General features: G+C 62.7%; 11 protein-coding genes. 3 read left to right on the top strand and 8 right to left on the bottom strand.

What is annotated here, in order from left to right; translation table 11 throughout:
• Positions 1 to 15 precede the first annotated feature (15 nt).
• From B0T39_RS16790 to B0T39_RS25185, 8 genes are all read right to left on the bottom strand, one after another.
• Positions 16 to 2,634 (bottom strand): type VI secretion system Vgr family protein, encoded by a 2,619-nt coding sequence (locus B0T39_RS16790; RefSeq protein ID WP_081548581.1) that lies wholly within the window; start codon positions 2,632 to 2,634, stop codon positions 16 to 18.
• Positions 2,635 to 2,767: 133 nt separating this feature from the next.
• Entirely contained in the window at positions 2,768 to 3,202 is a 435-nt protein-coding gene (locus tag B0T39_RS16785) for an OmpA family protein (RefSeq protein WP_052370795.1), read from the bottom strand.
• Between the two features lie 141 nt (positions 3,203 to 3,343).
• Entirely contained in the window at positions 3,344 to 3,841 is a 498-nt protein-coding gene (locus tag B0T39_RS16780) for an Hcp family type VI secretion system effector (protein WP_043640831.1), read from the bottom strand.
• 112 nt (positions 3,842 to 3,953) lie between these two features.
• Positions 3,954 to 5,438: a type VI secretion system contractile sheath large subunit gene (gene tssC / locus B0T39_RS16775; RefSeq protein ID WP_043640828.1), complete on the bottom strand. Its 1,485-nt coding sequence runs from the start codon at positions 5,436 to 5,438 to the stop codon at positions 3,954 to 3,956.
• 3 nt (positions 5,439 to 5,441) lie between these two features.
• Complete coding sequence (gene tssB / locus B0T39_RS16770; protein ID WP_081548577.1) at positions 5,442 to 5,954, bottom strand: type VI secretion system contractile sheath small subunit; 513 nt, start codon at positions 5,952 to 5,954, stop codon at positions 5,442 to 5,444.
• 83 nt (positions 5,955 to 6,037) lie between these two features.
• Positions 6,038 to 7,057 (bottom strand): type VI secretion system-associated protein TagF, encoded by a 1,020-nt coding sequence (gene tagF / locus B0T39_RS16765; RefSeq protein WP_081548575.1) that lies wholly within the window; start codon positions 7,055 to 7,057, stop codon positions 6,038 to 6,040.
• Positions 7,058 to 7,070: 13 nt separating this feature from the next.
• Positions 7,071 to 10,841: a type VI secretion system membrane subunit TssM gene (gene tssM, locus B0T39_RS16760; protein WP_081548573.1), complete on the bottom strand. Its 3,771-nt coding sequence runs from the start codon at positions 10,839 to 10,841 to the stop codon at positions 7,071 to 7,073.
• 27 nt (positions 10,842 to 10,868) lie between these two features.
• On the bottom strand, positions 10,869 to 11,540 hold the full coding sequence (locus B0T39_RS25185) for a M15 family metallopeptidase (protein WP_254894580.1): 672 nt from the start codon (positions 11,538 to 11,540) through the stop codon (positions 10,869 to 10,871).
• Between the two features lie 375 nt (positions 11,541 to 11,915).
• Here B0T39_RS25185 and tssJ point away from each other — a divergent pair, with 375 nt between their 5' ends.
• From tssJ to icmH, 3 genes are all read left to right on the top strand, one after another.
• Entirely contained in the window at positions 11,916 to 12,455 is a 540-nt protein-coding gene (gene tssJ, locus B0T39_RS16750; RefSeq protein WP_081548569.1) for a type VI secretion system lipoprotein TssJ, read from the top strand.
• Between the two features lie 268 nt (positions 12,456 to 12,723).
• Complete coding sequence (gene tssK / locus B0T39_RS16745; RefSeq protein WP_081548567.1) at positions 12,724 to 14,070, top strand: type VI secretion system baseplate subunit TssK; 1,347 nt, start codon at positions 12,724 to 12,726, stop codon at positions 14,068 to 14,070.
• Positions 14,071 to 14,077: 7 nt separating this feature from the next.
• Entirely contained in the window at positions 14,078 to 14,779 is a 702-nt protein-coding gene (gene icmH, locus B0T39_RS16740) for a type IVB secretion system protein IcmH/DotU (RefSeq protein WP_081548565.1), read from the top strand.
• Positions 14,780 to 14,782 lie beyond the last annotated feature (3 nt).

Genomic DNA, 14,782 nt, shown 5'->3' with positions numbered 1-14,782 from the left:
TCCTGGCCGCAACGCTCAATCCGGATACGGCGCGCTCGCCGCGCCGGCGTGGGCGGCGTCCGCGGCCTGATAGTTGCAGGGTTGCGGCGGCTTGAACGAAGGCGTGGGCAGGCTGGTGCTGGCCGGCCCGCTCCAATCGTGGCTTCCGCCCTTGAAGCTGACGGTGCCGGGCGCGTGCAACTCAATCTTGCCGTCCTTGATCCGCACATAAGCGCCGCCGCTGGTCAGCAGAATCTCCTTCTTGCCGTTCCACAGCTGCTGGCCCTTGATGGCGGTGATCTTGACGTCCTGGTCGCCGGTAACTTCAATGCTGTCGCTCTGCGCCTGCACCTGGATCTTGCCCTTGGCCGCGATCAGCTTCAGTGCGATCTGGTCCTTGACCCCGGTGACGAACAGGCTGATGTGCTGGCCCACATTGTGCAGCCAGCGTCGGCCGCTGGTCTGGTTGGTGTCGCGCTGCGCCACCAGGTCCAGATTGGTGCCTGCCGCCACGGTCTGGCTTTGCTGGCTCAGGCTGGCGATGCCGGCGGGCGCGGACAGCACGATCAGCGGTTGTTGGCCGGCTTGGTCTTTTGCCGTCTTGCCGTCCTTGTCGGTGTTGGAGCCGGCTTCCCAGGCTTTCAAGGCGGCGGCCTGGTGTTGCAGGTGGCCTTCGGTTTTCTTGGCGGCTTTGGCGTTGTCCGCGCCGATTTCTTCCGGCCCGGTTTCCATGGTGTCCGCCTGCTGGCCAGTGGCGGTGTCGGCCAGGCTTTGGCTCAGGGCCAGGGCCGCGTCCAACTGGCTTTGCGCCTGTTCGCGCGCCAGCTGTTTGCCGGACGCGCCGTTCTGCGCTTCGGTGCTCAGCAGCAGGCCGTGGCCGGCGCGGATGGCGCCGTGATTGTCGGTGCGTAGTTCAAAGCCGTCGCCGCGCGGCTCGGCCTTGCCGTTGCTGCGCGGGTGGGTGAGGAAGCCTTGGTTGAGCTGGGTCTTGCCGGGTTCGGAGCTGAGTTTGGCTCTGACTTCGCCGGGGGTGTCGTCAAACAAGAGTTCGTTGTACTGGCCGCCCTGGTGTTCCTTGGATTTGATGCCGGACAGCGTCTTGTTGGCAGGTAGCGCGCCCGCGCCGCTGAAGTCCGGCGGCGGGTGGCTGCCGTTGTAGAGCACGCCGGTGATCACCGGGCGATCGATGTCGCCTTCGATAAAGTCGACCAGCACTTCCTGGCCGATGCGCGGGATGAATTGGTGACCCCAGCCGGCGCCGGCGCTGGGCATGACCACGCGCAGCCAGCAGGAGGATTTGTCGTCCAGGTTGGCGCCGATGCTCGGGTGTTCGTCCGGCCGTTGCCAGTGGAATTGCACTTTGATGCGGCCGTGCTGGTCGGTGTGCACCTCTTCGCCCTGGGGGCCGACCACGGTGGCGGTCTGCACGCCGCGGGATTTGGGCTTGGCCAGCTCGGTGTGGGCGTAGGCCGGGGTCAGCGGCACACCGCGGCGCTGGGCGTCGAACTCGGCGCGGAAGGGTTGGGCGTCTTTCTCACCCGCCAGCGCCTTCAGGTCCGCCGGCAGGTTGTTGCGCGCGCTCAGAGTTTGACGGGTGACGACGAATTCGCGCTGCTCGCTGCTGTCGCCGTCGTGGGCCGGGTGGTCGTCCAGGCGAAACCACTGGCCGGCGGCCAGACCGCGCACAGAGCCGCCGCCACTGAATTGCTTGGCCTTGAGGTCATGCGCTTGCTGGCGCAACTGGGCGTAGTGGCTGAGCTGGTCGGCGTCGCCGGCGTAGTACAGCGATTGCGGGTCGTAGTCGTGTAAAGAAGACTGCAGCGCCTTGCCGTTCTGGCCTTGATCAATGCGGCTGTCGTCGCCGCTGTGCTGGGTGCTAACAGGTTGGTAGTCGAAGCTGGCCAGCGCCACCGCGCCGGGGACGATCTGGCGCTGGGCGTTCCACTCGGTCAGGCCGTCTTCGGCCTCGGTGGCGTCGCTGCGGTGGAAACGCACCCGTTCCACACTGGCCGGCGGCAGGCTGTAGGGGTCGTCGAAGGCGACCAGTTGCACCTGGGGAGTGTCACCGTCGAGGTGATCGAAACGCCAGGCATAGCCCTCTTCGTGCAGCAGCCGCACGATGAAGTCGTAATCGGATTCACGGTATTGCAGACAGTAGCTGCGCGGGGACGCCGCGCCGGTCTTGAATTCCAGCGTCTGCACCCGGGCGAACACCGGGTTGGCCTGCTGATGCTCGGCCAGGATCTGTTTGACGATGTCCGGCACCGACAGGTCCTGGAACACCCGCGAGCTGACGCGATGACGCAGCAGCGCGAACGGCGGCTCGATGGTGAGCTGATAACGGCTGAAACCGCCGTCCGAGCCCAGGCTCTCCACTTTGGACACCACGCCACAACGCAAGGACTCGGCGCCAGCGGCGTCGAGGATGCCGATGCGGGCCGGCAGGCCGAGCAGGGTCTTGAGTTCGATGGCCCCGTCCGGGGACAGACAGGTGAGCTGGTAGGCGTAGGGCCGGGACACGCCTTCCTCGCCGGCCAGGCTCAGGGGCAGCAGTTGCTCGGCCGCCACGCTGCCGTCGCCCAGGCTGAGGGTGAGCAGGCGTTGGTCTTGGTTGAAGGCGGAGGCGAAGCTGGCGAGCAGGGTGCTGAGGTCCATGGCGTTAACCCGATTCAAATCGACTGCGCAATTGGCGAGTCCTTAAGCAAACCCTGCGCGGTAGCGCCGGGTTTGCTTAAGCACCCGAAAACGCCCGGCCGCCCGCTTACGCATGGCGGCCCGGCGCCGAGATTCAGTTGGCGATCAAACGCACCGCGTGCAACTGACGCTCGGTGTCGTAACGCACGGTGATTTTATTGGCCGGCACGCCGGCATCGGTCAGGAACTGCTTGACGGCGATAGCGCGGGTTTGCGCGGCGGCGCGAGCGTTGCCGATGTCGCCGCGGTAGCAATGGCCGCGCACCAGAATGGATTTGGCGGTCTTGAGCTTGGGCAGCAGCAGTTGCAATTGAGCCTCGCCCACCGGGGACAATTTCGGGCTCATTTTTTCAAACGGGATCAGGTTGGGGTCTATGGCCATATTGGCGGCCACGGCCTTGTCCAGCGCGGCCTTTTCTTCCGCCGCCTTGATCACGGCGGGGTCTTTCGAGGCTTGTTGAGCGTTAGGATTGGTCTTGCAGCCCACCAGCGACAAGGCGAGCGCGGCGACCATCAGCAAACGTTTCATAGCATTACTTCCCGGATTGACTTTAAACATGGCAAAGAGCAGCCGGGAAACCGCTGCGCCGGGCCGGCGCGCGGCAGTTTCCCGGATGCCTAAAACCCGCCCGAACGACGGGCGGGTCAGCTTTCCAGCACCGCTAGGAAATTAGGCGATCGCTTTGTTAGCGGTCAGGTCCCAACCGGAGCTGACGTTACCGCCGCCAGCGCCGTCAGCGCGTTTCTGCTGGGTGTAGGTCCACTTGATCTTGCCGTAAGTGAAGCTCACTTTTTCGCTGGGGAAGCCGTTGTCGTTAGCGGAACCATGCGGCTCAACCTTGGCGATCAGGACTTGCTCCATCTTGATCTCCATGTACTTCACCTTGTCGCCACCGGCACGGCACAGTTCGATGGTGATTTCCTTGATGTGCTGGCCCTTGCAGCAGGCTTCGTAGATCTTCGGGCTGGCTTTGTCCAGGAAGTGGGTGATTTCGTAAGCGGCGTGGTTCACGCGCTCGGCGGTGGCGCCGCCGGCGGAGCTGGCGGTAGCCTGGGCCGGCTGTTCCAGTTTGTGAGCAAAGGATTGGATCTCGATCCAGTCTTTGTGCTTGTCGTCGCTGCTTTCGCCAGGAATACCGTCAATTTTCAGGAATGCATCAAAAGCCATTTACTTCTCCTTAAACAAAGGTCAAAAATTGGAGGCTAAGCCCCCCATTCCAAAAGACGCCCGCGCCCGCCGCCGCGCCTAAACCCGGCGGACGCGCGCGGACTCTCCAGCCTTAACCCGCCGGTTGCGGCAGTTCCGCCACCAAACGCAGGGAAATAGTCAGTTCATCCAGCTGGAAATGCGGCCGCAGGAAGGCGGCGGCGCGATAGACGCCGGGTTTGCCCGGCACTTCCACCACGTCGACGCGCGCTTCGCGCAGCGGATACTTGGCTTTGGCTTCCTGGCTGGCGGAGTCGTCCAGCAGCACATATTGCGCCAGCCAAGTATTCAGGAAGTCCTGCACGTTCTGGCGCGAGGCGAAGCTGCCGATCTTGTCGCGCATGATGGATTTCATGTAATGCGCGATGCGCGATACCGCGAAGATGTAGGGCAGTTGGGTGGACAGGCGCGCGTTGGCGTTGGCCGAGTCCGTGTTGTAAGTCTTGGCCTTCTGCACCGATTGGCCGCCAAAGAAGGCCGCGTAGTCGGTGTTCTTGCAGTGCACCAGCGAGATGAAGCCCAAGTCGGACAGCAGTTTTTCGGTGCGGTCGGTGATCGCCACTTCGGTGGGGCACTTGAGCGCCACTTCGCCGTCGTCGGTCTTGAAGGTGTGGGCCGGCAGGCCTTCCACCAAGCCGCCGCCTTCCACGCCGCGGATGGCCGCCAGCCAGCCGTATTGGGCGAAGGCGGAGGTCAGACGCGCGGCATAGGCGTAAGAGGCGTTGGTCCACAGGTATTTTTCGTGAGTGCTGCCGTCCACGTTTTCTTCAAAGTCGAATTCCTCCACCGGCACGTTGTCGCGGCCGTAAGGCAGGCGCCCCAGCACGTGCGGCAACACCAGGCCGACGTAACGGGAGTCTTCCGACTCGCGGAAGGATTTCCACTTGGCGTATTCGACGGTGTCGAAGATCTTGGCCAGATCGCGCGGCTTGCCCACATCGGTGAAGCTTTCCAGGCCAAACAGGCCGGAAGAGGCCGCGGTGATCAGCGGCGCGTGCGCGGAGGCGGCTACGTGGGACAGTTCGTCCAGCAGGTAGAAGTCTTCCGGGTGGCGGGTAAATTCGTAATCGCCCACCAGGCCGGCGTAAGGCGCGCCGCCGAAGGTGCCGTATTCTTCTTCGTAGATTTTCTTGAACAGCGCGCTCTGGTCGAATTCCGGCGCCGCCTTGAAGTCCTTGACCAGGTCTTTCTTGGAGGCGTTGAGCACCTTGATCTTGAGCATGGTGCTGGTTTCGGACTCCATCACCAGGTACTTCAGACCACGCCAGGAAGCTTCCAGCTTCTGGAAGTCGTTGTGGTGCATGATCTCGTTCAGCTGGGAGGAGATCAGCGCGTCGATCTCGGCGATGCGCGCGTCAATGCTGGCGGACAGGTCTCGCGATACGCTGACGCTGCCTTCCAGCACCTGGTCGACCAGTTCGCCGATCAGGTCGCGGGTGTGGCCCTTTTCGTTGTCGTTGGTGGCGACGCGGCTTTGCTCGATGATGGAGTCGAGCAGGCTGCCGGCCGCCGCCGGTGCTGCGGCCGCGACGGCCTCAAGTTGTTGTTCTGCGCTCATCTATCACTCTCCCGCTTTGTCCGGATGCGCGGCCTGGCTGATTGCCTTCAGCTTTTCGGTATCGCGCACTACTTCGTCCAGCAATTCTTCCAGCTTGTCGTTGCCCGCCATCTTGTTGCGCAGGTCGGCCAGGCGCTTGCGCGCATCCAGCAGCTTTTTCAACGGCTCGACCTGATCCACCACTTTCTGCGGTTCAAAGTCGGCCAGTTCTTCGAAGTTCAGCTCCATCGCCAGCTGGCTGCCGTCTTCCTTCAGCTTGTTGTCCACCTTGATGGCCAGGCGCGGCGCCATACCCTTGAGCACTTCGTCGAAGTTGTCGCGGTCGATCTGAACGAACTTCCGTTCCTTCATCTTGGGCAACGGCTCCTTGCTGTGGCCGGAGTAGTCGCCCAGCACGCCCAGCACGAAGGGCAGTTCCTTGGTTTCGATGGCGTCGCCGATTTCAACGTCGTAAGTGATCTGCACGCGCGGCGGGCGTACCCGCGACAGTTTTTTCTGTGTGCTTTCTTTGGCCATGATGGTTCTCTCTCAAGTTCACAAAGCTCTGATTGGAGCGGCCTCTGCGGATATCGCCGGCCGTTCCGGTGTTACGTCACTACTCAGGCCACGCTGCGCGACAGGCTGGACGCCACTTCGCGCAACTGCGCCACCGAAATGGACGGATCGTTCAGCCTCCGCCCCAGGATGTAAGCCGCTTCGGCGTAGGCCTGATGGCTGCGCCACGGCGCCTGCGGCTCAGCCACGTCGACGATGAAGCGGGCATCCAGCTGCCCTCCCCAGCACTGCGAGACAATCTGCTCATTCAAGTCGCCCGGCAGCAGGGCCAGGAAGCGCCCTTCCGGCCGGTGAATCAGCAGACATTGCTCCGCTTGGCCGGCCTGGCCGGCGGTAGCCGCCTGGTACAGCGACAACCAAGTGGCCGCGGCCAACATGTCTTCGCCATCGCTGTCCGGCAGCGGCAGCAGATAGGTCTGCGCCGTCAGGCTGCCCTGGAACTTGCGCAACAGCTGGTGGTGGAAGGTGAAGGCCAGAAGCACCGTTTCCAGATCCGGCAGGCCCCGGCTGCTCAACAGCCGGCTCAGATGAGAAGCCGGCGTCACGCTCAGATGCCGCTCCAGCAGTTGCTGCGCCAAGTCCAGATCCGCCACGGAGGAGATGCCGAACAAGGACTGCTCCTCCAGAAACTGGCGGCAAGCCAGCATTTCCACCGCGTTGTCGATGGCGCTGCTCAGTTGCTCCTTCAAGCCGGAGAAGAACAGCTCATTAGCCAGCATCAACACCGACAGCGGCGGCAAAGGCCCGTCGCAAGGCATCAGCGAGGCCGCCACCAAGGGATAATTACGGCCGCTTTCATCGCGGCTGGGCTGCATCACGCCCAGCGACAGCCACATTTGGTCGTGGCTACGCAGCACAAAGCTGGTGCCCGGCATCGCGCGGTAGCGCTCCACCGCGCCCGGACCGGCCTCCAGCCCGCCCAGGCTTTGCGCCAGCAGCTGGTCCAGCTGAGTGGCCGCCGGGTGGGTGGCATTGACGCGGACGAAGTCGCCGCGGCGCGGCAACTTGCCGAAAATGCAGAATTGCGGAGGCGTTTCCTGCGCCCGCTTGAAATTGAACGCCATGACTGTGTCTCCCTTATAGCGTCACGCGCTCAGGCAAGGTCAGCTTGTAAAGCTTGTTCAGTTGCAGCGGATTAACGCCGCCAACCATGCGGAAATTGAATTTCACCGTCTGCGCCTCGCCGTCGGGCTTGCGCAGGTTCCAAGTGAGCTGGGCTGAGTCCGGGCTGTCCTGGCTGACCTTGGCGCTGGACAGCAAGCGCATCAGACCCATGCGTCCCGGCTGGTTGCCCACCACGCTGCTGGCGCCGCTATAGGACACCACCTGGATGCGGGCGCCGGCGTTCTGGCCGTTGCCCGGCCAGGTGAACGGCTGCCAGGCCTGCGGGCCGTTGCGGTAGCGCAGTTCCTGACCGTCCACCTCGAACACGATTTCGGACAGGCCCGGCGTCGGAGTGGGCTGCAGTTCGAAGCGGGTGTTTTCGCCATCTTGTAACTGGGCGTTGGCCAGCGCGGACAGGCTGCTGACGCTGGACAAGAAGGCCGGGTTGAACTTGACCCCCATATTGCCCCAAGCGCGCGGCACCAATTGATCGCCCTTCTTCTGCACCAGGCCGTTCAGGTATTTGTTGATGAATTTGTCCAGCGTGCCGTCGTTGGCTTTGACAAAGCGGCTGATCTCCGCCACCGAGGCGCTGTTGCTGGAATCCGCGAACGGATATTTGCCGGCCAGTTGCTTCCACTGCGGCAGCACTTCGTTGGCCCAGGCCTGGTTGATGTCGTTGGCCACCGGCCCCAACAGAGCGTTGTAGGACTGGGTCAGCGGACGCACCAACATCGGCCGCACCATCTCGCCGGTTTCCGGCGTGACCTGGCTCAGCAGGGTGTTGTCTACGAAGGAGGCGGTGTCGCCCAGTTCCGAACCGGAGCCGCCCAGGGTCGCCTGCAAGGCGGCGCGGGCTTGCGGGCCGGGTTCGTCGGTGCTGGAGATCGCCGCCAGCTTGGCTTTCAGCTTGGCCAGCTGATCCAGGTAGGCGTTGATCGGCGGGTTGTCGCCCTTGACCAGTTGCGCCACGCCGGCGAACTGACGGCCCACTTCGCCGTACAGCTTGGTCTTGTCCGCCTGGGCCGACGAGCTGCCGCCCTTGAGGAATTCCGCGGTTTTTTCCAGCATCGACTGCTTGGCGTTTTCCAGCGAGCGGTTCAGTTCCGACGGGTTGTCCCAGGCGGTTTCCATCGCCGCGCGCGCCAGCACCAGCTTGATGGGCGAGCTTTGCTTGTCGGACAGCCGCGCCATCGCGGAGGCGGACTGGGCCGGATTGGTGAAGTCGCGAGTGGTGACGCCGATCAGGAATTTCTTCCAGGCGGCGGCGTATTGGCCCCGGTACAGGGCTTCCAGCGCGGCGCGGTTTTTCTCCACGTCGCCGTCCCGGCCCAGATTGTCCTGAGTGGACGAGGCCAGCACCCAGTCGTCGCTGCGGATTTCGCCCTTGCTGGCTTCGTCGATAGCGCCCTTAACGTAGCTGTTCCAGGCTTCGCGAGTGTAGGCGCCCTCTACCATCTGGCTGCCTGCCATTACATCCAAGTCGCGGTTGTCCAGAATCCGCGCCACGGTCAGCGGCGCGAAGCGAGTGTTGGCGCGGGCCTTGATTTCGTTGAACACCCGCTCCTGGGCGGACAGGCGCTTGAAGGAGCCGCGCAGCACGTCGCGCGCTTCGCCCACCACCTTGGCGTTGTTGTCGATCAGCGGCAGGTCCGCTTCCTTGATCTGGCTAACGTAGAAAGCCACCAGCTTCTCGGCCACCGCCATCACTTCTTCGACCGAATACTGACCGCGCTGGCTTTCCAGATAGGGCCGCCAGTAGCGCGGCAACTGGTCGATCAGATGCGCTTCGTCCATACGCTTCTGCTCGTGCAGCATCAGATAGGTTTTCAAAGCGTTGTAGCTGGCGTCCAGCTGCTGCGGATTGCGTTGCGCAGCGGCGGCCTCGCCTTGCGCCGCGGAGGCTTCCAGCTTGGCGGTGGTGGCGCGTTGCGGCCAATCCAGCGCGCTCAGGTTGATATTGGGCAGGCCGCCGCGCGGCGCGTGCTTTTTAGGCTTGGGCTTGAACGGAGCGGGCGCGGGCGCGGCCGGTTTGGGCGGTTCGCTCACTACCGGTGCGGGCGCGGGCGTCGGAGCGGGCGCTTCCGGCTTCAGGGCCACCAGCGTGGTTTCCAGATTGCGCTGCACCGGGCGCAGCATCGCTTCCTTCAGGCCGGCGAAGTACTCGCGGCGCAGTTGCGGCTCCAGCTCCTTGCCCTGGTACAGGCCCAGGCCCACTTGCCACGGCGCGCCGTTCTTGCGGTAGGACTGCAATTCCTCAAGGCGCTTCTGCAGGATCTGCAGCGAACGCAGCTTGTCGTACAGCTGCCCGCTGGCGGCCAGCTTTTGCGCCTGCGCGCGCTCGGCCTTCACCTCGTCCAGCAAATGCTGGTTGCCGATGAAGGACCAGGTCCAGAAGCTGGCCAGCGCGGCCAACGACAACACTCCTGCGGCCATGCCGAACAGACGCCAGCGGCTGCCGCTGGGCTTGGTCTGCCGGGAGATCAGGTGTTGATCCTGGAACAGCACGTCGCGGAACAGATTGCGCAGGAAGTAGCTGTAAGACGCCGGCGCCTGCTTCATCTCCTGGCCGCCCTGGCTCAGGTCGAACTGGCCTTGCACGCGATTGGCGGCCACGATGCGCGGCACGCCCTCTTGCAGGGCGCTGGTGAAATAGAAACCGCGCAGCAAAGGCCGCGCGTGGTAAGGGTCTTCTTCGTGCAGCAGCTTGACGAATTTGACCACCGCCTCTTTCAGGCCATGGAATTCGATGGGGAAGGCGAAATGGGCCGGCTTGACCTGATCGCCGCGGTACTGGATCAGTTTTTCCTCGCCGGCCTGCACCAGGCCGCGATACAAGAGTTCGAACTGCTGGCCGGTCACATTGGCCACGTCGAAGCCCGTGCCCTGATCCGCGCTCAGCGTCGCGCCCCAGACCCTGGCGCGGTCTTCGTCGCTAGCATCCTGGAAGAACTGGGCGAAGCCGCCCAAGAGGTCCAGCTTGGTGAACACCAGATAGATGGGCACCAAGAGGCCGAAAGTGTTGCACACCTCGTGAATGCGCTCGCGGATCTGACGCGCGTACAGGGTGAAGCCTTCGCTATGGTGTTGCGCCAACTCCGGCAGGCTGATGGCGATCAAGATGCCGTTGACCGGCGCCTTGGCCCGGTGTTTTTTCAGCAGCTTGAGGAATTCCAACCACTCCACCCTATCTTCACTCTGGGTGGCGTAGCGGCCGGCGGTGTCCAGCAGCACCCCTTCGGTGGAGAAGAACCAGTCGCAGTTGCGGGTGCCGCCCACGCCCTGAATGCCGCTCTTGTCGCTGAACGGAAAGGTCAGGCCGGACTGCAGAATGGCCGAGCTTTTACCCGCCGCCGGGTGGCCGATGATCATGTACCAAGGCAACTCGTACAAGGCGGCGCTGCCGCTGGCGCTGCCCAGCTTGGATTTCTTCAAGGTGTCTATCGCGCCCAGCAGCCGCTGGCGCAGCAGGGTGACCTCGGCGCGCTTGTCGGAGCTGGCGTTGATCACCGCCTCGTCCGCCTGCTTGCGCAGCATGCGCTCCACCAGACCGCCGGCGCGGCGCGCCAAAACCTGGCCCACCAGCAGGGTCAGCACCCATAACAACATGACGCCGATAATCCAGCCCAAACGGGCTTCCAGCGACTCCAGGCCCAACCACGGCCCCAGGAACCAGATCAGAGCGATCAGGATCAGGAACCCGATTGCCGAAGCCACTTTGGCGTGACGCAGCCAACCTTTCATAAACACCCACCACCTTCTTGAAAACCGTTATTTTTTGAGTAAGGACTTCAGCGAGCCTGAGCGCTCGATATGCCCGAAATCCTTGAAACTCCAGTTGCCGCCCCAAGTCAGGCCGGCCGCCGTCGCCTCTTCTCCCAGCGCGTTGTAAGCCTGCATCGCCCAGGGATCGCGTTCCGATATCACTACCTTGCCTTCGCGAATGGGCGCCAGGTCCACCGCCAAACCGTATTGATGTTTGCTCTGCCCGCCCTTGGCCTTGGTCACCAGCGTGGCCTGCCCGGCCAGCGAATCCTGGCGCTCCGGACTGCGATAGCCCTCCAGCAGCACCATGGGGAAGCCTCTGGCCTTCATTTTTTCCATTACCCGCAGCACCACTTGCACAAACTCGGGATTCAGCTTGCTCCAGTCTCGGTCCGCATGTCCCAGACTGGGTCGCTCCGCAATGACATTGACAAATGCTTCCGGAGGAAGCGGCGGCGGGGGCACCAGTTTTTCCTCCAACAGCGTCTGCTTAATTCTTATGACTTGGGCATATTCTGCCGCTTCAAACTCGGGACTGCGGTGAAAACGGTTCAATTTCAGCGTGATGGCCACCGCCAAGGCCACCAGCAACAGTGACACCACCGGCAGCCACACCCGCCAGTAACGCGCGGCGGCGCTGGGCGCCCGGCGCGACACACGCAAAAAAGCGGCGCTCACCGCCCGCTTTTCAGTCAGTGTTTCCGGCCCTGCGGCAATGGCTCCGGCCAAAGCCTCCCCTCCAGACAGAACAGGCTTTGGCGAGCGGCTCCCTTCCAAGATGCGGGGCTGTCCCAGGAAGAATTTCCAGCCCAACCAGGACAGGAGCAAAACGATGCCAAGCACCAGGATCGGCAAGATATAGTTCAAATGCATTTTGACGCGAGACGATAAATGACATTACAATTTAAATCAATAGCTTGAGCTACCCGATCTCTGATTTTAACCACCACATGCAAATCAATTTGCGGCAAAGCATGCATTCCAATTAAACCAAAAATTTGGGATACTTTCGATAGCAGATAGTCACAAATCCAATCGTTAGGAACCGCCGTCATGATGAAAAAACGCCCCAGCTGGCAACGGGCCCGAGCCCTATTTTACGCCATTGCCATAGCCTCTCTGACCGCTTGTTCCAGCACCAAGACCATCGACATCAAAGCAGAGGGCAGCGCGTCGCTAAACCGCGACGCCAAAGGCAAACCGCTGTCCGTGGTGGTACACGTCTACCAGCTGAAAAACCAGCAGGCTTTCAACCGCCTGACCATGGAGGCGCTGTCCAGCGGCAAGCCTGAATCAGAACTGCTGGGCGACAGTCTGATCAACAGCAAAGAACTGACCTTTTTGCCAGGTGGTAAAGTGACACTGGAAGACGTCACCATTGAAAAAGACGCTCAATTCATCGGCGTCGTCGGCTTTTTCCGCCGTCCGGACGCCCACTTCTGGCGTCTGTTGTACGACGCCGACGCCGTCCGCAGCAAAGACCTGAGCTTCCGCGCCGCCGATTGCCACCTGGAAGCCATCAAGCCCAAGGCCTTGACCATGCCTGGCCAGCCTGCGTCCGCCAAGGCGGACTGCGCCGCCAGCCGAAACTGAGGCCCGCCGCGGCGCCGGGCAACGCTGAAAATTAACAAACTCTTTTGCATGACAAGGGCGGCGCTCTTGCTGCAAAATGTCGCGCATTTTAGCGATCGTGTACACAGTTTGAACAGGGTGTTATTACCGGATGCGGACAGTCTTGGCCATGACGTGGCTCAAAGCCCGTTCGCTCCTTCGCCCACCGCGGCCTCGCCCGGCTGACAAGCCAATGAATTTTCAGGCGCAATTGAAATTGACGTAGGTATCCAGACAAGGTGTATCAGTAATGCAACAAGCCAAACGAGTGCTCTGGGGCGAAGGCATGTTCCTGCGCCCGCAGCACTTTCAGCAGCAAACCCTCTTGCTGGAACAGCATGTCGCCGCGCGGCAGCAACTGAGCCAGCGCCACGCTTGGGGCCTGCAGCATATTGCCTTGGACGAACAGGCGCTCAAGGGCGGCACCGTCCGCATCGACGCGCTGTCCATCCTGTTCCGCGACGGCACGCTGTACCAAGCGCCGGCCAGTGCGCCGCTGCCGCTGTCCCGCGACCTGAACACCTTGCCGCAAGCCGGCATCAAGACCACGCTTTACGCCTGTCTCGCCCATATGCAGCCTTACGGCGGCAATACCCGCAACGGCGAAGTCATGTCCCGCCCCGCCCGCTTTCAAAGCGCCAGCGCGGAAGTGGCCGACCTCTACACCCAGGCTCTGGACGCCGATCTGTCCACGCTGGAGCTGGACGTGCGGCTGATGATCGAGGAAGAGAACCGCGACGGCTACGACGCCATTCCGCTGTGCCGCCTGGAGAAAGACGCCACCGGCCAATGGGGCTTGGGCGGCGGCTTCATCCCGCCGCTGGCCACGGTGGAAGGCTCGCGCGAGGTCAGCCACATGCTGCGCCGCCTGCTGGACATCCTGCTGGTCAAAAACCAGGCGCTGTCCGGCGGACAGCGCGAACGCGCCAAGAACGTGATGGAGTACAGCTCCAGCGACATCAGCTCCTTCTGGCTGCTGCACACCGTCAACCGCAACTTTGCCAAGCTACGCCACCTGTCCCTGTCCAGCCCGCTGCACCCAGAAGAACTGTACCTGGCGCTGGCCGAATTCTGCGGCGAGCTGCAGACCTTCTCCACCCATTACACCCTGTCCGACATCCCGGCCTACCGCCACGACGACCTGCACGCCGTGCTGGCCGCGCTGGACACGCAGATCCGCGAACTGCTGGAAACCGTGATCTCCTCGCGTTACGCCATCATCCCGCTGCATTCGCCCAAGCCGTCCTTCTACATCGGCCGGCTGGAGAGCGACCGCCTGCTGGAGAACGTCGATTACTACCTGTCGGTGCAGAGCGAATTGCCGGCCAGCCAGATCATCGACAGCGTGCCGCTGAAGATGAAAATCGGCGCGCCGGACGACGTGGAAAAAATCCTCAACTCCGCGATGCGCGGTGTGGCGCTCAGCCATGCGGCGCAGACCCCGTCCGCCATCCCGGTGCGCGTGGGCAACCACTATTTCGCGCTGGAACCGCACGGCGACATCTTCGGCCGCATGCTGCAATCGCGCAGCATCTGCATTTATATGCCGCAGACGCTCTCCAACCTGACGCTTGAACTGATCGCCGTATTCCGCTGAGGCCGCCATGAACCAAACCGCCGCAACACTCCAAGAACGCCCGCTGGCCGTAGCCTCCGCCTCGGCCCCCACCCTGCGCGAAATGCTGGAAGACGGCATCTACCTGCTATTCCTGCTGCGGGACGGCAACGCCCCCAGCAGCGCGGTGGAGTTCAACCGCCGCGTCGATCAGTTCCTGAACCAGTACGAGCGCAACGCCCGCAACTTCGGCAAGGACCAGAACGCCATCAACCATTCCAAGTACGCGTTTTGCGCCTTGATGGACGAGATCATCCTGTCCTCCGAGTTCGACATCCGCGACGAATGGGAGCGCATGCCGCTGCAACTGCGGCTGTTTGGCGAGCATCTGGCCGGCGAAGGCTTCTTCAACCGCTTGGAACAACTGCGCCTGGACCCAGCCGCCCATATCGAGCCGCTGGAAGTGTTCTACACCTGCCTGCTGCTGGGCTTCCAAGGCAAATACCTGCTGGAAGGCCAGGAAAAACTGGGCTACCTGACCCACAAGCTGGGCCAGGAAATCCAGCAAGTGCGCGGCGGCAAGGCCGAGTTCGCGCCCAACTGGCAGCTGCCGCAACGCTTCCAGGCCTTTGTCCGCCATGAACTGCCGCTGTGGCTGTACTTCGCCCTGCTGGCGGTGGTGGGCGCCGGCATCTTCGTCGCCTACCGCTGGCTGCTGTCCAACCAGCTCCAATCCATTTTCGGCCTGTAAGCC

Source organism: Chromobacterium haemolyticum, from assembly GCF_002081825.1.
Lineage (GTDB): Bacteria > Pseudomonadota > Gammaproteobacteria > Burkholderiales > Chromobacteriaceae > Chromobacterium > Chromobacterium fluminis.
The sequence above is the reverse complement of the archived record's forward strand: the minus strand, read 5'-3'. Positions and strand labels throughout refer to the sequence as shown.